The organism is Streptomyces acidicola, from assembly GCF_009377235.1.
In the GTDB taxonomy this organism is placed as follows: domain Bacteria; phylum Actinomycetota; class Actinomycetes; order Streptomycetales; family Streptomycetaceae; genus Streptomyces; species Streptomyces acidicola.
Genome location: NZ_VMNX01000036.1, coordinates 18853 through 38185 on the forward strand (window position 1 = coordinate 18853; position 19333 = coordinate 38185).

Below are 19333 nucleotides of genomic sequence, written 5' to 3' on the forward strand. Positions count from 1 at the left end.
CCGTATGCGGTGAACGGTACGCCAGGCGCGACGAACGGTCGGTACGACGGGATGAGCGGTCGCAAGGAGGGGGTGAACGGTCGCAAGGAGGGGACGAACGATCGTGAGGAGGGGGCGAACGATCGCGTCAGGACCGTGGCGAACGGTCACGTCAGGACCGTGGGGCCGGTCGCGTCAGGACCGTGGCGGCCGGTCGCTGGACGCCCGTACGACGAGGGTCGGGGCAAGGCGTTCCGAGGGGGCGGGCTCGCCGGCGAGGAGGCGGGTGAGCAGGTCCAGGCCGCGGCGGCCCATCTCGTGCATGGGTGAGCGGACGCTGGTGAGCGGGATGGGCAACTCGGCCGCGAGCGGGGTGTCGTTGAAACCGACGACCGCGATGTCCTGACCGGGGCTCAGACCCCGGTCGCGGAGCGCGCCCATGGCCCCGATCGCCGCGAAGTCGTTGACGGCGAAGAGCGCGGTCGGCTGTGGGCCGGGGGCGTCCAGGACCCGGTCGGCGGCCTGTCGGCCACCCCTGGCGTCGAAGGCGGAGTGCACGATCCGGTCGGCGGGAACGGTCATGCCGTCCTCGGCGCAGCGTTCCAGGAAGCCTCGCGTACGGTCGATGCCCGTGCTCGCGTAGGGCTCGCCGGCGATCACAGCGAAGTCGCGGTGTCCGAGGCCCAGAAGGTGCTCGGCCACCTGCCGACCGCCCAGCGGGTCGTCGCAGGTCACCGAGGTGTGCCCGGCCACGTGCCGGCTGACCAGGACGAACGGCACACCGCGGGCGGCGGTCTCGGCCAGCAGGGCGCCGTCGGCACGGGCGTCGCCGAAGATCAGACCGTCGACCCGGCGGGCCAGCATCATCTCCGTCTGGGCCCGTTGTGTGTCGGGCTCGTCCTTGGTGTTGGTCACGAAGGTGGACAGACCCTGGGCGCGCGCCGCCTCCTGGATCCCCTCGTAGACGGTCGCGAGCACCAGGTCCGACAGCCGGGGCACCAGGACGCCGACCAGATTGCTGCGCTGGGTCCGCAGGCTCGTGGCGTGCGGGTTGGGCTGGTAGCCGAGCTCGTCGGCGAGTTCCCTGATCCGGGCGATGGTGGCACTGGACGCGGCACGCCGGCCCTCCTCGGGCTTGGCGTGCAGGGCGCGTGACACCGTCGAGACGTGAAGCCCCAGCCGGTCGGCCAACATGCGCAGGGTTACTTGTGGACGCTGCGGGTCCATCGCTGCCCGTGTCCCTCCCGTCCTGTGCGGTGCCGCCCTGTGCGGTGCGGTGCCGTGCCGTTCCGTCCAGGCCCGTTCCGTCCAGGCCCGTTCCGTCCGGTGCCGGTGGCCGCAGGGACCTGACCTGCGGTGACGAGGCTCCGGTGGCTCCCTCCGGCCTGATCCCCCGGACGGCCCGCCGATGGCCGGTGCCCGGTGAGCGCGCCGCCGGGTGCGGACGGCGTTTTCCGTGATCGTAACAGTGAGGTCATTGACCGGACGCACCCATGCGTGCAAGATACCCAAACGTTTGGTCCAATCGTTTGCTCTAGTTGGCCAGGAGGTCTCCTCGTGCGCAGGGTCGTCGTCCTCTCCACCGGCGGAACCATCGCCTCCCGCCCCGACAGCCGTGGTGCCGCGCGTGCCACGGACGGTGCGGAGGCGCTGCTCGCCGGGCTGCCCGGGCTGCCCGGCCCGGCGGATGTCGCCGTGGAGGGTCGGGACGTCGCGCGGGTCGGCAGTTATCTGCTCACGCCCGGCGGCATGGCCGGCATCGTCCGCGAAGTGCACCGGGCGCTGGACGATCCCGACGTGGCGGGCGTGGTCGTCACGCACGGCACCGACACCCTGGAGGAGACCGCGTTCCTCGCCGACCTGGTGCACCGGGACCCGCGTCCTGTGGTGTTCACCGGCGCCCAGCGGCACGCCGCGAACCGGGACACCGACGGTCCGCGCAACCTCGCCGACGCGGTCGCGGTCGCCGCGTCACCGCAGATGGCGGGCTGCGGAGTGCTGATCGTCTTCGACGGGCGGATCTTCGCCGCCCGCGGCGCGCGCAAGTCCCACACGCTCGCGCCGGAGGCGTTCTCTGCCCCGGACTCCGGCCCGCTCGGCCGGGTGACGCGAGGGGTGCCCCGGCTCTCCGCCCGGCCGGTACGGCCGCCCGCGCTCGGCCCCTCGGCGCTGGATCTGGAGGCCGCCCGCGTGGACATCGTGGCCTGCTACCCGGGCTCGGACGCCATCGCCATGGACGCGTTCGCCGCCGCGGGCGCGCGCGGCCTGGTGCTGGAGGCGACCGGCGCGGGCAACGCCAACCACGACGTGTGCGCCGCGATCGCCCGGCTGACCCGCGCCGGGATCGTGGTGGCACTGTCCAGCCGGGTGCACGCAGGTCCTGTCGCCGCGCTGTACGGCAACGGCGGCGGCGCCGACCTGGTGCGCGCGGGGGCCGTGCCCACCGGCACGCTCCGCGCCTCCCAGGCACGCATCCTGCTCACCGCGCTCCTGGCCACGGACCCTGATCCGGTACGCGCCGCGAGCGAACTGGGCAGGCACGCCGACTTCCCCGACGCCGACTTCCCCGAGGGCGACGTCCCCCACACCGACTCTCCACGCCCCTCCGACTCTCCCGGCTCCACCTCTTCCCGCGCTGAATCCCCCCGCACTGAATCCCTCCGCTCCGAATCCCCCCACTCCGAATCCCCCCGCACCGATCCGTGCGGCCCGGACGCCGCCGCCCCGCGGTCTTCCGGTGCCGGCTTCCCCGGACGGGCCACCGTGCCCGTCCGCTCCACCGAGAGGAATGAGTGATCATGAGCAAGGCAAGCAAGGACATCCGTGTCGCCTTCGGCGTGGACGTGGACGCCGTGGCCGGGTGGCTCGGCTCCTACGGCGGCGAGGACTCGCCCTGTGACATCTCCCGCGGTCTGTTCGCGGGCGAGGTCGGCGTGGAGCGGATCCTCCGCCTGTTCGAACGCCGTGACCTGCGCACCACCTGGTTCATCCCCGGGCACTCCATCGAGACGTTCCCGGACCAGACCCGGATGGTCGTGGACGCCGGACATGAGATCGGTATCCACGGCTACTCGCACGAGAACCCCATCGCCATGACCCGCGCCCAGGAGAGCGCGGTGCTGGACCGCGGTATCGACCTGGTCGAGCAGGTCTCGGGCCGCCGCCCCACCGGCTATGTCGCCCCCTGGTGGGAGTTCTCCCCGGTCACCAACGAACTCCTGCTGGAACGCGGCATCAAGTACGACCACTCGCTGATGCACAACGACTTCAGCCCCTACTACGTGCGCGTCGGCGACAGCTGGACCAAGATCAACTACTCGCTGCCCGCCGAGCAGTGGATGAAGCCGCTGGTGCGGGGCGAGGAGACCGGCCTGGTGGAGATCCCGGCCAACTGGTACCTGGACGACCTGCCACCCATGATGTTCGTCAAGGCCAGCGCCAACAGCCACGGCTTCGTGAACCCGCGCGACCTCGAACAGATGTGGCGCGACCAGTTCGACTGGGTCTACCGCGAGATGGACTACGGGGTCTTCACGATGACGATCCACCCCGATGTCTCCGGGCGCCCGCAGAACCTGCTGATGCTGGAACGTCTCATCGACCACATCGGCGGCCACGAGGGCGTGACCTGGTCCACCTTCGACGAGATCGCCGACGACTTCATCGCCCGCACCCCGCGCGGCTGACGGCCACCGCCGCTCGTCCCGCTGCGTCCCGCCCCTTCCCGGCCGGCCGGCGCCGTCGGGTCGTCACGGTGCCGTTGCCGTCGTCGTCGTTGCCGTCGCCGTTGCCGTTGCCGTTGCCGTTGCCGTCGGCCCGCTGTCCGTGTGCACCGCGCGACGTGCTCCGCGTACGCCGTTCGCGCGGCCCGGACGACCCACTCCCCCTCTCTCCCCTTCCCCGGCACGCACCCGTTCCGGACCCCGTCGGGTCCGCGTGCCCGCACCCGCTCCCGTTCTCGCCCAGACCCGAACCGCTCCCGTAGAAGGGTGCTTTCCGATGTCCGCTGCAACCCCCGGCACGGCGGCCGGCACTGTCACCGGCCCCACCCGCTCCTTCCCCGGAGTCGGTGTCCGCGCCACCCGCAAGGCCACCGTCATCGCCTTCCTGGCCTGGCTCTTCGCCGTCTACGACTACATCCTCTTCGGCACGCTGCTGCCGGAGATGTCCACCCACTTCGGCTGGGACTCGGCCACCGCCTCGTTCGTGTCCACCCTCATATCCGTCGGTACGGCGATCGTCGCGCTCGGCGTCGGCCCTCTCGTCGACCGCATCGGGCGCCGCAAAGGCATGATCCTCACCGTCGCCGGCACCGCCCTCGCCTCCGCGGCGACCGCCGTCACCCCCGGCGCCGGATACCTGGTCGGGGTCCGTGCGCTCGGCGGCCTCGGACTGTCCGAACAGGCCGTCAACGCCACCTACCTCAACGAGATCTACGCCGTCACCGAGGACGAGAAGATCAAGAAGCGCCGCGGGTTCGTCTACAGCCTGGTGCAGGGCGGCTGGCCACTCGGTGTGCTCCTCGCCGCCGCCTTCGTCGCCGTCTTCCTTCCGCTGGTCGGCTGGCGCGGCTGTTTCCTCCTCGCCGTCTTCCCCGCCGCGGTCATCGCCCTGACCCGGCGCGGCCTCAAGGAATCCCCGCAGTTCGAACTGGAACTGAGGCTGCGCGCGCTGCGCAAGGAGGGCCGCACCGACGAGGCGGCCGCCCTCGCCCGCTCCTACGGCGTCGAGGAGCAGCCCAAGGCCCCGCTCGCGGCTATCTTCCGCGGCACCGCGCTGCGCAACACCCTGGTCCTCGGACTCGCGTGGATCGTCAACTGGTTCGGCATCCAGGTCTTCAGTGTCCTCGGCACCACGGTCCTCACGGAGGGCAAGCACGTCAGCTTCACCGGGTCCCTGGTGATGCTGATCGTGATCAACGCCGTGGGATACCTCGGCTATGTCTTCCACGGCTGGATCGGCGACCGCGTCGGCCGCCGCAACGTCATCGGCTTCGGCTGGATCGTCTCCGGGATCTTCTTCACCCTCACCCTCACCGTCGCCCACGGCACCTTCGCGGTCGTCGCCCTCTACTCCCTCGGCATGTTCTTCCTGGTCGGCCCGTACGCGGCGCTGCTCTTCTACATGGGCGAGTGCTACGACACCGGCTGCCGGGCCACGGGCACCGCCTTCCTCAACGCCCTCTCGCAGCCCGGTGCCATCGTCGCCGGACTCATCGTGACCGCGCTGCTCGCCTCCGGGACCGGCTGGAACACCGCGGCGCTCCTGGTCGGCGCGATCGGCACCTCCCTGTCCGGGCTCGTCATGTTCGCCGCACGCAAGGTGGAGACCCTCCATGGCTGACCACGACCAGCGCCCCGTCGCCGTCATCACCGGTGCCGCCAGCGGCATCGGAGCCTCCCTGGCCGTGACCTACGCACGCCACGGCATCCGTACGGTCGTCGGCAGCTACCCCGGGGACCCGCACGACCCGCGGGAGACCGTACGGGCCGTGGAGACCGCGGGCGGCACCTGTGTCGTCCACGAACTCGACGTACGGTCCTCGGCCCAGACCGACGCCTTCGCACAGCGGGCCCTGGACGAGTGGGGGCGGCTGGACATCGCGGTCGCGGGCGCCGGGATCCTGCGCCGGGCCGCGCTCGCCGACCTCGACGACACCGCCTGGGACGACCTGCTCCAGGTCGACCTCACCGGCGTCCTGCGCACGTTCCGCTCGGCGGTCGGGGCCATGACCGGGCCGGGCGCCCTGGTCGCCGTGTCCTCCATCGCGGGCGGGGTGTACGGCTGGGGAGAACACGCCCACTACGGTGCCGCGAAGGCGGGGGTGTTCGGGCTGGTGCGCAGCCTCGCCGTCGAACTCGCGCCGCGCGGCATCCGCGTCAACACCGTGGTCCCGGGCTATGTGGTGACCCCACAGTCCCTCGACCCGGTCAACTCCCTGGGCCCGGACGGGCTGGAGCGCGCGGGCCGGGACATCCCGCTCGGCCGCGCCGGGCGCCCCGAGGAGATCGCCGAGGTGATCCGTTTCCTCACCTCGCCCGAAGCCTCGTACCTCACCGGCCAGGAGATCGTCGTCGACGGCGGACTCACCGTGCGCATGCCCGCCTGAGTGACTCGAGAGCCGGGACGACCGGGAACCGGGGCGATCCGGGAACCGGGCGTCCCGGGGCACCGCGACCGACCGGGAAGTCGACCGTGAGAAGCACGAGAGCTGTGAGAACCGTGAGAGGGGCAGAGAAGGCCATGCAGGTACTGAAGGACCGCACCGCGCTGGTGGTCGGGGCGGCGGGCGGCATCGGCGCCGCCATCGCGACGGCGTTCGTCGCGGAAGGAGCCCGAGTGGTGCTCGCCGACCACGACGGCGACCGCGCCGCTGCCACGGCCCGCTCCGTCGGGGCCGTCGGCGCCGTCCGCGTGGACATCACCGAGGAGGCGTCCGTCGCCGCCGCCGTGGCCGATGCCGAGGCCCGGCTCGGCGGCGGGATCGACATCCTGGTCAACTCCGCGGGCATCCTCACCGAGGCGCCCGTCGCCGAGATGTCCCTCGCGACCTGGGCGCAGACTCTCGCGGTGGACCTCACCGGGGTGTTCCTGTGCTGCCGCGCCGTGCTGCCCGGCATGACCGCACGCGGCTCCGGCCGCATCATCAACATCGCGTCGCAGCTCGGCATCAAGGGCGGAACCGGGCTCGCCCACTACTCCGCGGCCAAGGCCGGGGTGATCGGCTTCACCAAGTCCCTCGCCCTGGAAGCGGCTCCGCACGGCATCCTCGTCAACGCCATCGCCCCGGGGCCGGTCGAGACGCCGATGGTGGACGGCATCACCGAGGAGTGGAAGGACGCCAAACGCGCGGAGTTGCCGCTCGGGCGCTTCGGCCGGCCCGAGGAGATCGCCCCGACGGCTGTCCTCCTCGCCTCCGATCCGGGCGGCAACCTCTACACCGGCCAGACCCTCGGCCCCAACTCCGGGGACGTGATGCCCTGATGTGCGGGGCGTGCGGCGGCACACAGGCCCTCGGCGACTGGGCCCGGCCGCTCACCGCCGAGGTCGCCGCACGCTCCGCCGTGGCGACGGCCGTGACGCGGCTCGCGGGCCGCCGGGCGGGGCGCATCGCGGTGCGCCCCGGCGGCTGGTCGGTGCTCGGTGTCACCGGGGCACTCGCCGTCTGCGACACCCTCACCGAACTCGTCGCCCGGGTACGGGCCGACACCGGGCGGCCGGCCGGCAGCGAGGCCGCGACCGGCCCCGACGCCGCCTCCGGCCGGCTCACCCTGCCCGGCCCCGACCACCGCCGGGGTGTCGTCGTCGCCCTGATCCCGGACCGTACGGCCGACACGGAGGGCCCGGCCGGTACCCCTCTGCGAACCGGACCGACGGAAGCGCCGACGGCGGTCACCCCGACCCCGGGAACCGCGGACACCTGGACCGTGGGAACCGAGGCCGAGGCCAGAGCGGCCCTGAAGGCACTGGCCGACGGCCCGCACGCCACGCGCCATTACCTCGCCGGGCTCACCGGCGTGACGGCCCCGTGGGGCGCCCCGGCCGTGCCCCTGTGCTCCCGGAGCGCCCCGGACTCGGCCGCCGATCTCGTCGTATGGGTGGAATGGGCGCGCCAGGAGGGCCGGTTCGACGACGCGGCGCTCACGGTGCGGGTGCCCCTCACCGCCGACGCCGGGCTGGACGTCGAGGTGCGCGCGGGATGGGTGGTCCGCGCCGTGCCATGCCGTGCCATACCGCGCCGTGCCGTGACATCGCGGCGGTGACCGGTCGTCGGTGATGCCCTCCAGCGGCGCTGCACCGGATCGCCGAGCGCACGGGGCGGCCGCGGCCGACGACATCGCCCTGCTGCGCAAGGTGGGCCGCGCCATGCGGAACGCCTCGATCTGCGGTCTCGGGCAGACCGCGTGGAACGCCGCGGAATCCGCCATCGACCGGTCTGGGGGCGTACGAATGACCGTGATACCGCTCGGAGTGCCGCGTCGCCTCCTGGAATTCACCATCGACGGGGAGCCGGTGCGCGCCCCCGAGGGCCCGACGATCCTCGACGCCTGCCGGGTCGCGGGCAAGGACGTCCCGACCCTCTGCCAGGGCGACACCCTCACCCCCAAGAACGCCTGGCGGGTCTGTGTGGTCGAGGTCGAGGGCTCCAGGACCCTCGTCCCGGCCTGTTCCCGCAAGGCCGAGCCCGGCATGGAGGTCCGTACCGACACCGAGCGCGCCCGGCACAGCCGCAAGCATCCTCTTCTACAAGTGCGTGGACGCGTGCGGCGACCAGTGGCAGAACACGTTCGCGATCTCCGTCGCCGGGCGCGGCTACGACGCCCGGATCGCCGTCGAGCACGACGCGCCGCTCACCGACTCGGCGTGCGTGTACTGCGGGAACTGCATCGAGGTGTGCCCGATGGGCGCGCTCTCCTTCAAGTCGGAGTTCGACATGCGCGCGGTCGGTACCTGGGACGAGTCCGCGCAGACGGAGACGACGACGGTGTGCGCGTACTGCGGAGTGGGCTGCAATCTCACCCTGCACGTGCAGGACAATGAGATCGTGAAGGTCACCTCGCCGCACGACAACCCGGTGACCCACGGCAACCTCTGCATCAAGGGCCGCTTCGGCCACCAGCACGTACGGAACCGGGACTGATCGGGACTGAGGGGACATGGGACGAGTCACGGAACGACGCAAGGTGATCCGCATCCGGGACGGCGCGGTCTCCGCCCGCCCGGACACGCTCGTCGCCGAGGAACCCCTGGAGATCCGGCTCAACGGCAAGCCCCTCGCGATCACCATGCGCACCCCGGGCGACGACTTCGCGCTGGCGGCGGGCTTCCTGGTGAGCGAGGGGGTGCTGGGCACGGCGGACGAACTACAGAACATCGTGTACTGCGCGGGCGCCATGGTGGACGGTTCGAACACGTACAACATCGTGGACGTGAAGACCGCTCCGGGCGTCGTCATCCCGGACATCACGCTCGAACGCAACGTGTACACGACGTCGTCCTGCGGGCTGTGCGGAAAGGCGAGCCTGGACGCGGTCCGTACGACGGCCCGCTGGCCGATCGACGACACGCACGACGCGCACGGCGGTGAGGCTCCCCCGGTCCGTCTCGATCCCGCGCTGCTCGCGCAGCTCCCCGACCGGCTGCGCGCGGCCCAGCGGGTCTTCGACCGGACCGGGGGCCTGCACGCGGCGGCCCTGTTCAGTGAGGACGGCGAGCTCCTCGACATACGGGAGGACGTGGGCCGCCACAACGCGGTGGACAAGCTGGTGGGGCGTGCGCTGCAGAACGGCGCGCTGCCGTTGTCCCGCGCGGTCCTGCTGGTGTCGGGCCGCGCCTCCTTCGAGCTCGCGCAGAAGGCGGTGATGGCGGGCATTCCCGTGCTGGCGGCGGTGTCGGCCCCGTCGTCGCTGGCGGTCGACCTGGCGCTGGAGTCGGGCCTGACGCTCGTCGGCTTCCTTCGGGGCGCCTCCATGAACGTGTACGCGGGCGAGGACCGTATCGCCCTGCGGGCCGCGGCCGCCCAGGGCTGACCGGCTCCCCGCGACACGGCGGCGGGGCCCGACCGGCGGGGAGCGCCCCTGCGCCGCAGGGGCCCCGCCTCAGCCCTAGGTGAAGCGCACGTCTGTGAAGTGCACGTCGCGCGCCGTGACGACGGTGCCGAGCCGGGGGAAGTCCAGCCGCACCGACGCGTCGTGCTCGGCGGCCGTGAGCGCGGCCATCGCGTCCTCCACGAAGACGAGGTCGTAGCCGAGGTCACCGGCGGCGCGCGCGGTCGACTCCACGCCGAGGTTCGTGGCGATGCCGCCGAAGACGAGCGTGGTGATGCCGCGCTCGCGCAGCCGCTCGTCGAGGGCGGTGCCCTGGAAGCCGCCGATGGTCCGCTTCACGATCTCCAGGTCGCCGCCCCGGGCGAGGCCGGCGACCAGACCGCTGCCGGGTGGCTGCTCGACGGCGCCGGAGCGTTCGACGCGGATGAGCACGACGGGGGCGCCGGCGGAGCGGAAGGAGCTCGCCAGCTCTTCCGCGGCGACGAGGACGTCGGTTCCCTTGCGGGGTTCCAGGGGCAGGCCGACGATGCGGTCCATCAGGTCGACGAGCACGAGGGCCGTGCGGGACGGGTCCAGGGCGGGGTGGGATTCGGTGTCCGGTGCGGTCATGACGGAACGTTAGCCCGCGGCAGCCGTCCGTACCGGAAATCCATGTCAACAAGCCCGTGAACTGCTCGCGCTCGCCACGCGACGCGCGCCCCCGTCCCCCATGCGCGTCCCCGAGGGGCGGAGCCCCTGGGGATGGAAGGGCAGGGGCGGGACCCAAGGGCGGGGCGGCGGCGCTGACCCTTCGTCACCGGCTTGGCCCCGCACCCCTTGTGAGGCACTTGGGCGCGAAGTAGCGTCTGTGACCCTGCACGTTGGACGTGGGATGTCCGATGTCCTGTTTGTCTAGACGCATGAAGGGCGGGCCGCGCCATGCCGTCAAGTCACCGTGCACGTCTCAGATCACTCGTCACCGCCGCGCTCACCGCGGTTCTCGCCGTGGCCGCGTTACTCGTGTCGCCCGGCCCAGCCGGCGCCGAACCGACGACGGCGGCAGCCGACGCGGAGCCCGCGACAGGGCAGTTCAGCCAGCAGATCCTCTTCAAGGCCTCGCAGGACCCCGGCTACGCCTGCTTCCGGATCCCGGCGATCGTGAGGACCACGAAGGGCACGCTCCTGGCGTTCGCCGAGGGCCGCGTGCTGAACTGCGGAGACGCGGCCGACATCGACATCGTGGTCAAGCGTTCCACCGACGGGGGCCGCACCTGGGGCCCGCTCCAGGTCGTCAACGAGGGCGCGGGCGACACACACGGCAACCCCGCGCCGATCGTGGACCGCGAGACCGGCCGTATCGTCCTCGCCGAGACGTACAACACGGGCCGTACGGACAGCGGGAGCTGCCAGGTGCCCTGCGACCGCACCCCGCACCTCCAGCACAGCGACGACGACGGTCTCACCTGGTCACAGCCGCGTGACCTGAGCGCGGAGATCCTGCCGCCGCACTGGAACTCCTGGTACGCCACCGGGCCGGTGCACGGCATCCAGCTCAGCCGCGGCAAGCACGCCGGCCGGCTCGTCTTCGGCGTCAACGCCGAGACCTGGGGCGGCACCCGCGTCACCGCCAACCACGCCGCGCTCATCGTCAGCGACGACGGCGGCGAGAACTGGCGGATCGGCGCCACGGACTCGTATCCGATCGCGGACGACGGCACGTTCCGTCAGAAGCCCTCCGAGCTGACGATCACCGAACGCCAGGACGGTTCGATCTTCGTCAGCGGGCGCGAACAGGACGGGACCGACCTCGGCCATCGCACCCAGACCGTCAGCCGCGACGGCGGCGACAGCTTCGACTCCCCCTTCCGGACCCTCCCCGACTTCTACACGCCGCAGGTGCAGGGCTCCTCGCTCCGCCTCGGAAACCGGCTGCTGATCGCCTGCCCCGGCGACCCGGACCGCCGGCGGACGATGATGGTCCGTTCCTCCTACGACGGCGGTCGCACCTGGGACAGCGTGGACCGCGGCACGGTCGTCACCACGGACTGGTCCGGTTACTCCGACATGGTGCAGATCGGCAAGGACACCGTGGGGCTGATGTACGAGGGCGGTGCCGTCGACGCCCGCGACGAGATCCGCTTCGCCCGCTTCACCGAGAGCTGGCTGCAGTCGCGCCGCGGCCCGGACCCGACCACGGCCGACCGGGCGACCGGCGGCAGGCCCGCGCTCGTGCTCGGCGGGGCCCGCGCGACGGACGGTGTGTTCGGCGGCGCGATCGAGTTCGACGGCACCGACGACGCCGTACGGCTGCCGTACAGCCCGCGGCTCCCGCTCGGGACGAAGGACTTCACCGCGTCCCTGTGGTTCCGCTACTCGGCCACGACCGGTGAGCAGCCGCTGCTGTGGATGGGCGGTGTCGGGACGACGCAGCCCCAGGTGTGGCTGCGCGGCGAGCCCGCGTCGGATCGCATACAGGGCCTGATCACCGTGCGGGAGGGGTCCTCCCCGCCCAGGTCGGCGTCCGTGCGCACGACCGGTGCCTACAACGACGGCCAGTGGCACCATCTCGCGCTGCGGCGCGGCGGAGGGCAGCTCACGCTGTTCATCGACGGGACGGCGGTCGGGACGGCGGACGTACCCGGGTCGGTCAGCCGGAACTCGCCCTTCGGAGTGCACATAGGGCAGAAGCTGGACAGCCGGGCGTTCTTCAACGGAGCGATCGACGACGTGCGCGTCTACGACCGGGCACTCGGTGACGAGGAGCTGACCGGTCTGCGGAAGCGGTCCGCGGCCGGCGGTACAAGCACGACGGCCCGCGACTCGATCCTGTGGCTGCCCATGGACCGGGTGCGCGAGGACCACTAACGTCCCGTCCGTGCCCGACGACGACGCACGAGCACGACGGCGGACGGGGACCGGGCTGGGGCTCCTCCTGGCGCTGGTCCTCGCCGCCGTGCTGCTCACCGCCCTCCCGGACGACCGGGAGGGCGGCGGCACGTGCGCGGCCCGCACGGTCCGGACCTGGAGCGCGGACGGCGCGCTCACGGGCGAGTTCGCGCGGTACGGGGACGACGGCACACGCACCGACGACTGGACCGGCGGCGACGGCACCCACTCGGTGCGGCTGCCGGACGGGCGCGTGCTGTGGCTGTTCTCGGACACGTATCTCGGCCGGGTGCACGGGCCGCCCAACCCGGTCGGCGAGTCCGCCGCGTGGCGGGACACCTCGGCGCCGCTGGTGCGCAACTCGGCGGTGGTGATGTCCCGGACGGGCCGGCTGCTGTCCACGCTGCCCGCCCCGGTCTTCCCGGACCCGGGCCCGCAGCAGTGGCGCTGGCCGGTCGCGGCGCGCGTCGAACCGCGCTCTCCCGGCTCCTCGGAGCAGGTGGTGAGGGTTCTGCTGTGGACCCGTGCGGCGGGGCAGGCCCCGTGGATCTACGGCGTTCCCACGGCCACCGAGGTCGCCACGCTCTCGCTGCCCGGCCTCCGCCTTGAGGGCATCACGACGGTTCTGGACCAGCGGTCGGTCGCCGACCCGGCCCGGCGGGTGCTGTTCGGGACGACGGCCGTCGACGCGGGCGACTGGACGTACATCTTCGGCGGGAACGACGCGCAGGCCGTCTCCCGCCCGGTGTCCCAGGCGTACGTCGCCCGGGTGCCGCGCGGCAGGCTCGGGGAGCCCGGCGCGTGGGAGTACTGGGACGGCGGCCGGTGGGCGGTGCGCGGCCGGCCGGAGCCGGTGCTCGGGGACGGACGGCGCCGGGGTGTGGGCAGCGCGTTCACGGTGGTCCGCGACGGCCGTACGTACGTGCTGTTCACGATGGCCGCGGGAACCCGGGGCCTGACCAGGGTCACCTCGTACTGGTCCTGCTCGCCCACCGGGCCCTGGCACGGCCCCGGGAAGGGCTTCAGCCCACCTCTGCCCGCCGGGGACGTGGCGGCGTACAACCCGCAGGCGCACGAGGCGCTCAGCGGCGGTGGCAGCCGGCTCGTGCTCAGCTACGACGTGAACTGGCTGACCGCGAACGCCACGTCGGCGCAGGCGAACCTCAGCCGGAACGTGTCCCTGTACCGACCGCGGTTCGTATCGCTTCGTCTGGCTCCGGGGTGAGCTCCGGCTCCACCGGGTCGTGGGAGCGACGCTTGGCGATGACCGCGCACACCATGAGCTGCATCTGGTGGAAGAGCATCAGCGGCAGCACGGCGAGGGACGCCTGAGCGCCGAAGAGCACGCTCGCCATGGGCAGCCCGGAGGCGAGGGACTTCTTCGAGCCCGCGAACTGGATGGCGATGCGGTCCTCACGGCTGAACCGCAGCGCCTTCCCGCCGTACCAGGTGAGCGCCAGCATCACCGCGAGCAGCACGGCCTCGACGACCAGCAGGCCACCGAGCCGGGCGGGGCTGACCTGGTGCCAGATGCCCTGCACCATGCCCTCGCTGAACGCGACGTAGACGACCAGGAGGATGGAGCCGCGGTCGACGAGGCCCAGGACCTTCCGTTGCCGGATGACGAAACCGCCGATCCAGCGGCGCGCGATCTGCCCGGCGACGAACGGCACCAGCAGTTGCAGCACGATCTCGACGAGCGAGTCCGTGGAGAACCCGCCCGCGCTGCTGCCGAGCAGGCTCGCCGCGAGCAGCGGGGTGATGACGATGCCGGCGAGGGAGGAGAAGGAGCCCGCGCAGATCGCGGCGGGCACGTTGCCGCGCGCCATCGAGGTGAACGCGATCGACGACTGGATGGTCGACGGCACCAGGGTGAGGAAGAGGAGACCGGTGTAGAGGGAGTGCGTCAGGAACACCGGTTCGAGCGCGCGGGCGGCGAGGCCGAGCAGCGGGAAGATCACGAAGGTGCAGGCGAGGACGGCGACGTGCAGCCGCCAGTGCTTGAGCCCGTTGAGCGCGTCACGGGTGGAGAGCCGGGCGCCGTAGAGGAAGAACAGGAAGGCGATCGCGGCCGTGGACGCCCCCGAGGCGACGTCGGCGGCCGTACCCCGAGCCGGGAGGAGGGCGGCGACACCCACCGTCCCCAGCAACAGCAGGATGTACGGGTCGATCGGCAGCCAACTGGGCAACTGCAGGCGTTTCACGGTGCTCCACTTGCTTGGTTCTGATCGTCTCGGGGGTCATCTCGGGGCTTGGATCGTGCCCTCTCCATGTTCCTCCTGATCACGTCGATCGGGAATCCGGCATACCACTCTGACTGTCATCGTTTTTCGTGATGACCACGCTAGGCTGGCGCCATGTACGACCCCTCCCATCTGCGCACGTTCCTCGCGGTGGCCCAGACGCTGAGCTTCACGCAGGCCGCCCGTCGGCTCGGGCTGCGCCAGTCCACGGTCAGCCAGCATGTGCGCCGGCTGGAGGACGCCACCGGGCGGCAGCTGTTCTCGCGGGACACCCACTCCGTGGAGCTGACGGAGGACGGCGAGGCGATGCTCGGTTTCGCGCGCCGGCTCCTGGACGTGCACGAGCAGGCGACGGCGTTCTTCACGGGTACCCGGCTGCGCGGACGCCTGCGCTTCGGGGCCTCCGAGGACTTCGTACTGACCCGGCTCCCGGAGATCCTGGAGCGCTTCCGCAGCGACCACCCCGAGGTGGATCTGGAGCTGACGGTGGAGCTGTCGGGGACCCTGCACGAGCAACTCGCTGCGGGCAAGCTCGACCTGGTGCTGGCCAAACGGCGACCGCAGGACCCGCGCGGTGAACTGGTCTGGCACGACCGCCTGGTCTGGATCGGCGCGGAGCGGCTGCGTCTCGACCCCGACCGACCTGTGCCGCTCATCGTGTACCCGCCGCCGGGGATCACCCGGGCGCTGGCCCTGGAGGCGCTGGAGCGCGAGGGCCGCGCCTGGCGCATCGCGTGCACCAGCGGCAGCCTCAACGGGCTGATCGCGGCGGCCCGCGCGGGCCTCGGCGTGATGGCGCACTCGCAGGGGCTGGTGCCCCCGGGCCTGGTCCGGGTGCCCGACCGGGCCGGCCTGCCCGAACTGGGCGAGGTCGACTTCGTCATCGTCCACGGGCGGCGGCACGGCGCGGAACGGGGCGCCGCGGACGCGCTCGCGGCGGCGATCCTGTCCGGCGGGGACCGGCTGCACCGGGGGCGACGGGGCTGACCATCGGGGGCGGGCGGCCGTCACTTGCGGGCCGGCCACGGCCCCGATGACGGGGGGTGTGACGGTCGCGGCGGCCGGTGCGCTGGGACAGGTGTTGGGGCGTGCCCCACGGACCACGCAGGCCGTCGTCCGGAAGCACGCACCGGCGGAGGAAGTCGCCGAGCCGCGCGACAGACCGCCGCTGGGGCCGGGAACCGAAGCGGCGTGACCCGGCCTCAGCGGCCACAACACCGGTCACGCCCCGCGCCCGGAACAGGACCTTCCGGTTCTGTGCCCGCGTCGGCGCGCACCGTAACCGCACGGTACAGATTCGGTGGAGATTACGGGCTCGAAACTTACTTGACCGCAGAGAGTTCTGTCCGGACTCTCTCCATATGCGGGCATTTCCGCAGGCAACAGGGGGCCGGTGCCACCCCATTGGCACGTTCCGTCACCCCTCCCGCCCCATCCGCACGTGGGGTAGCTTTCACGGCGCTGTGGGGAGCGCCACGAGGAGCGGGATTGCGCGAGTTCACCAACCCTCCGTTGGCGTCGGCGCCGCCGGTGGGCGGCCTGGCCGACGTCGTCTACGAGTACGCCCAGGACGACCCCCTGTACGTGGCACTCGGCCGCAAGGACGAACGGGGGCGGTGGCGGGACGTCACCTCCGCCGGGTTCCGCGACGAGGTGCTCGCCCTCGCCAAGGGGCTCCTCTCACAGGGGATACGTTTCGGCGACCGGGTCGCCATCATGTGCCGTACGCGCTACGAGTGGACTCTCTTCGACTTCGCCCTGTGGTCCATCGGCGCCCAGGTCGTGCCGGTCTACCCCACGTCCTCCGCCGAGCAGGTCTTCTGGATGCTGCACGACGCGCAGGTGTCGGCCGTGATGGTGGAGCACGAGGACCACGCGATGACGGTCGCAACGGTCGTCGACCGGCTTCCGACGCTGCACAAGCTGTGGCAGCTCGACGTCGGCGCCGTACAGGAGCTGTACGAGGCGGGCGCGCACCTGGACGACGACGTGGTGCACCGGCACCGGCGCGCGGTCACCCCCGAGTCCACCGCGACGATCATCTACACGTCCGGCACCACCGGCCGCCCCAAGGGCTGCGTCATCAGCCACGGGAACTTCATGTTCCAGGCGGACACCGTCATCGAGCGCTGGGAGCCCCTCTTCCACTCCAGGAAGGGCGACGCGGCGGCGACCCTGCTGTTCCTGCCGCTCGCCCATGTCTTCGGGCGCATGGTGCAGGTCGCCGGGATCCGCGGGAAGGTCAAGTTCGGCCACCAGCCCCAGCTCAACGCGGCGGCCCTGCTGCCCGATCTGGCCGCCTTCCGGCCGACGTTCTTCCTGGCCGTGCCGTACATCTTCGAGAAGGTCTTCAACGCCGCGCGCCGCAAGGCCGAGAAGGAGGGCAGGTCCGGCGCGTTCGAGAAGGCCGTCGAGATCGCCGTGAACTACGCGGACGCCATGGAGGCGAAGGCGTGGGGCACCGGACCGGGCCCCTCGGCCGGCCTGCGCGTACAGCACCAGATCTTCGACAAGCTCGTCTACTCCAAGATCCGGGCCGCGATGGGCGGACGTGTGCGGCACGCGATGTCGGGCGGCTCGGCGATGGACCGGCGGCTCGGCCTGTTCTTCGCGGGCGCGGGCGTCTCCATCTACGAGGGCTACGGCCTCACCGAGTCCACCGCGGCCGCGACCGCCAACCCGCCCGAGCGGACCCGGTACGGCACGGTCGGGCAGCCCATCCCGGGCATGACCGTGCACATCGCGGACGACGGCGAGATCTGGCTGCGCGGCGACAACGTCTTCCAGGGGTACCTGAACAACCCCAAGGCCACCGACGAGTCGCTGCACGACGGATGGCTGGCCACCGGTGACCTCGGCTCGCTCGACCAGGACGGCTACCTCACCATCACCGGGCGCAAGAAGGAGATCCTGGTGACCTCGGGCGGCAAGAGCGTCTCGCCCGGGCTGCTGGAGGAGCGGGTACGGGACCATCCGCTGGTCGCCCAGTGCATCGTCGTCGGCAACGACCGGCCGTACATCGCGGCCCTCGTCACGCTCGACGGGGAGGCCGTGGAGCACTGGCTGCAGATGCGGGACAAACCGAAGATGACTCCGGCCCAGCTGGTACGGGACCCCGACCTGGAGACCGAGGTGCGGCGGGCCGTGGTCGCGGCCAACACGCTGGTGTCACAGGCCGAGTCGATCCGCACGTTCCGGATACTCGCCCACCAGTTCACCGAGGAGCACGGGCTGCTCACGCCGTCGCTGAAGCTGAAGCGGAAGGCGATCGAGAACGCGTATGCGGCGGAGGTCGAGGCGCTGTACCGGGCGTGAGCCCCAATTTCAGCGATTACTGACGGTCCATCAGTTCTCGCTGCGCCACTTATTGACGATCCGTCAGATCTGCCGCACGCTTTCGGTCACTCGACGCAAGGGGGCCGACCGTGTCGCGTTCGATCCGTGCCATCACCGCCGCCGTGGCCGCGCTGTTGCTCCTCACCTCCTGCAACTCGGCCGCGAACAGCGGGGGCTCCGGCAAGGCCGGCTCAGGAGCCGTACGCGGAGTGACCGACGACTCGGTCAAGGTCGGCGGGATCGTCTCGATGACCACGAGTACGGGGTACTCGAAGAAGGACACGGACCTCGGCGCGAGGGCGCGGTTCGACCGGGCCAACGCCGAGGGCGGGGTCGGCGGGCGGTCCATCGACTACCTGGGCGCGGAGGACGACGGGCAGGACCCGGCGAAGAACCTCGCGGCCGCACGCAAACTCGTCCAGCAGGACCAGGTGTTCGCGGTCGCGCCCATGAGTTCCACCACCTTCTCCGGCGCCGACTTCCTGCAGCAGCAGAAGGTGCCGACCTTCGGCTGGGGCACACTGCCCTCGTTCTGCGGGCCGAGCTACATCTACGGCTTCGGCGGCTGCATGGTCCCCACCCCCGGCGGAACCATCTCGCAGACCTGGCCGGAGGGCCTGAAGAACGTGATGGGCGGCTCCGAGGGCAAGTCGGTCGCGATCCTCGCCAACGACAGCGACGCCGGCACGTTCGCGATCCGCACCTACAAGCAGAGCTTCCTGTCGGCGGGCTACGAGGTGACGTACGCGAAGCCGGCCGTCCCCGCGGGGTCCGTGCCGAGCGACTGGTCGGCCTACACGAAGGAGATCCTGCGCAGCGACGGCGGGAAGGCCCCGGACGCCGTGGTGTCGGTGATGCAGACGCCGTACAACATCGGCCTGTTCACCGCCGTGAAGCGGACCGGCTACCGGGGCGTGCTCTCCGATCCCACCGACTACGACCCGGCGCTGCTCACCAAGGACGCGACCGAGAAGGCGCTGGACGGGGTGCACGTGCTGACGCAGTTCCAGCCGTTCGAGCAGGACAGCGCGGACATGCGGAGGTTCCGGGCGGACATCCGGAAGGCGGCCGGGAAGGACGTGCAGCTCAACATGCACATGATGACCGGATACATGTCCGCGGATCTCTTCCTCGCCATCGCCGCGAAGGCGGGCAGGAACCTGACCGTGGAGTCCTTCCAGAAGGCGGCGAAGGGCTTCTCCGACACCGGCACGCTGGTCGGCGACCGGGCCGAGCCCAAGGGCCAGAAGGAGTCGTTCGGGTGCGGGGCGCTGGTCCGGCTGAAGGACGGGAAGTACGTGGTGTCGGCGCCCTTCACGTGCTACTCGCCCATTCCCTTCACGTAGCGGCCGCGGGGAGGGA

At 71.7% G+C, this 19333-nt stretch carries 15 protein-coding genes and 2 pseudogenes; 14 read left to right on the top strand and 3 right to left on the bottom strand.

Translation table 11 applies throughout. From position 1 onward, the window contains the following. Positions 1 to 174 precede the first annotated feature (174 nt). The gene (locus FPZ41_RS12880; RefSeq protein WP_228022703.1) at positions 175 to 1173 is read right to left on the bottom strand and encodes a LacI family DNA-binding transcriptional regulator; all 999 of its coding nucleotides are present in this window, start codon (positions 1171 to 1173) and stop codon (positions 175 to 177) included. 363 nt (positions 1174 to 1536) lie between these two features. On the opposite strand from FPZ41_RS12880, the gene FPZ41_RS49860 reads away from it, so the two are divergent. The 9 genes and pseudogenes from FPZ41_RS49860 (at position 1537) to fdhD (ending at position 9509) form a co-directional block, all read left to right on the top strand. Then, on the top strand, positions 1537 to 2775 hold the full coding sequence (locus tag FPZ41_RS49860) for an asparaginase (protein ID WP_322620162.1): 1239 nt from the start codon (positions 1537 to 1539) through the stop codon (positions 2773 to 2775). A gap of 2 nt (positions 2776 to 2777) precedes the next feature. After that, entirely contained in the window at positions 2778 to 3665 is an 888-nt protein-coding gene (locus tag FPZ41_RS12890; protein WP_152862169.1) for a polysaccharide deacetylase family protein, read from the top strand. Between the two features lie 313 nt (positions 3666 to 3978). After that, positions 3979 to 5322 (top strand): MFS transporter, encoded by a 1344-nt coding sequence (locus FPZ41_RS12895; RefSeq protein ID WP_152862171.1) that lies wholly within the window; start codon positions 3979 to 3981, stop codon positions 5320 to 5322. Beyond that, positions 5315 to 6088: an SDR family NAD(P)-dependent oxidoreductase gene (locus FPZ41_RS12900; RefSeq protein ID WP_152862173.1), complete on the top strand. Its 774-nt coding sequence runs from the start codon at positions 5315 to 5317 to the stop codon at positions 6086 to 6088. The genes FPZ41_RS12895 and FPZ41_RS12900 overlap by 8 nt, the downstream gene beginning before the upstream one ends. A 134-nt stretch (positions 6089 to 6222) precedes the next feature. Next, positions 6223 to 6963: an SDR family NAD(P)-dependent oxidoreductase gene (locus FPZ41_RS12905; protein ID WP_152862175.1), complete on the top strand. Its 741-nt coding sequence runs from the start codon at positions 6223 to 6225 to the stop codon at positions 6961 to 6963. Next, on the top strand, positions 6963 to 7742 hold the full coding sequence (locus FPZ41_RS12910; protein ID WP_152862177.1) for a hypothetical protein: 780 nt from the start codon (positions 6963 to 6965) through the stop codon (positions 7740 to 7742). Before FPZ41_RS12905 ends, FPZ41_RS12910 begins: the two co-directional genes overlap by 1 nt. A gap of 26 nt (positions 7743 to 7768) precedes the next feature. Continuing rightward, a pseudogene (locus tag FPZ41_RS12915) lies at positions 7769 to 7920 on the top strand (NADH-ubiquinone oxidoreductase-F iron-sulfur binding region domain-containing protein); the annotation flags it as partial. A 9-nt stretch (positions 7921 to 7929) separates the two neighbouring features. Next, a pseudogene (locus FPZ41_RS12920) lies at positions 7930 to 8620 on the top strand (2Fe-2S iron-sulfur cluster-binding protein). 16 nt (positions 8621 to 8636) lie between these two features. After that, positions 8637 to 9509: a formate dehydrogenase accessory sulfurtransferase FdhD gene (gene fdhD / locus FPZ41_RS12925; RefSeq protein ID WP_152862179.1), complete on the top strand. Its 873-nt coding sequence runs from the start codon at positions 8637 to 8639 to the stop codon at positions 9507 to 9509. Positions 9510 to 9584: 75 nt separating this feature from the next. On the opposite strand, the gene FPZ41_RS12930 is transcribed toward fdhD, so the two are convergent. After that, positions 9585 to 10136: an isochorismatase family protein gene (locus tag FPZ41_RS12930; RefSeq protein WP_152862181.1), complete on the bottom strand. Its 552-nt coding sequence runs from the start codon at positions 10134 to 10136 to the stop codon at positions 9585 to 9587. A 309-nt stretch (positions 10137 to 10445) separates the two neighbouring features. Here FPZ41_RS12930 and FPZ41_RS12935 point away from each other — a divergent pair, with 309 nt between their 5' ends. Both FPZ41_RS12935 and FPZ41_RS12940 read left to right on the top strand, forming a co-directional pair. After that, the gene (locus FPZ41_RS12935; protein ID WP_152862183.1) at positions 10446 to 12371 is read left to right on the top strand and encodes a sialidase family protein; all 1926 of its coding nucleotides are present in this window, start codon (positions 10446 to 10448) and stop codon (positions 12369 to 12371) included. Between the two features lie 10 nt (positions 12372 to 12381). Next, positions 12382 to 13617, top strand: a complete 1236-nt coding sequence (locus tag FPZ41_RS12940) for a hypothetical protein (protein WP_322620163.1) — start codon at positions 12382 to 12384, stop codon at positions 13615 to 13617. Here FPZ41_RS12940 and FPZ41_RS12945 read toward each other — a convergent pair. Continuing rightward, a complete protein-coding gene (locus FPZ41_RS12945; protein ID WP_322620164.1) occupies positions 13556 to 14596 on the bottom strand; it encodes a bile acid:sodium symporter family protein in 1041 nt (346 codons plus the stop codon). The genes FPZ41_RS12940 and FPZ41_RS12945 overlap by 62 nt on opposite strands. 153 nt (positions 14597 to 14749) lie before the next feature. Here FPZ41_RS12945 and FPZ41_RS12950 point away from each other — a divergent pair, with 153 nt between their 5' ends. The 3 genes from FPZ41_RS12950 (at position 14750) to FPZ41_RS12960 (ending at position 19317) form a co-directional block, all read left to right on the top strand. Further along, positions 14750 to 15622 (top strand): LysR substrate-binding domain-containing protein, encoded by an 873-nt coding sequence (locus FPZ41_RS12950; protein ID WP_152862185.1) that lies wholly within the window; start codon positions 14750 to 14752, stop codon positions 15620 to 15622. A 501-nt stretch (positions 15623 to 16123) separates the two neighbouring features. Then, on the top strand, positions 16124 to 17950 hold the full coding sequence (locus tag FPZ41_RS12955) for an AMP-dependent synthetase/ligase (protein WP_152862187.1): 1827 nt from the start codon (positions 16124 to 16126) through the stop codon (positions 17948 to 17950). Positions 17951 to 18060: 110 nt separating this feature from the next. Further along, entirely contained in the window at positions 18061 to 19317 is a 1257-nt protein-coding gene (locus FPZ41_RS12960) for an ABC transporter substrate-binding protein (RefSeq protein WP_322620165.1), read from the top strand. The last annotated feature ends 16 nt before the right edge of the window (positions 19318 to 19333 follow it).

Excerpts from the sequence above, each read along its gene's own strand:
- FPZ41_RS12880 (WP_228022703.1), bottom strand. The coding sequence starts at position 1,173 with ATGTTGGCCGACCGGCTGGGGCTTCACGTCTCGACGGTGTCACGCGCC.
- FPZ41_RS12890 (WP_152862169.1), top strand. The coding sequence starts at position 2,778 with ATGAGCAAGGCAAGCAAGGACATCCGTGTCGCCTTCGGCGTGGACGTG.
- FPZ41_RS12895 (WP_152862171.1), top strand. The coding sequence starts at position 3,979 with ATGTCCGCTGCAACCCCCGGCACGGCGGCCGGCACTGTCACCGGCCCC.
- FPZ41_RS12900 (WP_152862173.1), top strand. The coding sequence starts at position 5,315 with ATGGCTGACCACGACCAGCGCCCCGTCGCCGTCATCACCGGTGCCGCC.
- FPZ41_RS12905 (WP_152862175.1), top strand. The coding sequence starts at position 6,223 with ATGCAGGTACTGAAGGACCGCACCGCGCTGGTGGTCGGGGCGGCGGGC.
- FPZ41_RS12910 (WP_152862177.1), top strand. The coding sequence starts at position 6,963 with ATGTGCGGGGCGTGCGGCGGCACACAGGCCCTCGGCGACTGGGCCCGG.
- fdhD (WP_152862179.1), top strand. The coding sequence starts at position 8,637 with ATGGGACGAGTCACGGAACGACGCAAGGTGATCCGCATCCGGGACGGC.
- FPZ41_RS12930 (WP_152862181.1), bottom strand. The coding sequence starts at position 10,136 with ATGACCGCACCGGACACCGAATCCCACCCCGCCCTGGACCCGTCCCGC.
- FPZ41_RS12935 (WP_152862183.1), top strand. The coding sequence starts at position 10,446 with ATGCCGTCAAGTCACCGTGCACGTCTCAGATCACTCGTCACCGCCGCG.
- FPZ41_RS12950 (WP_152862185.1), top strand. The coding sequence starts at position 14,750 with ATGTACGACCCCTCCCATCTGCGCACGTTCCTCGCGGTGGCCCAGACG.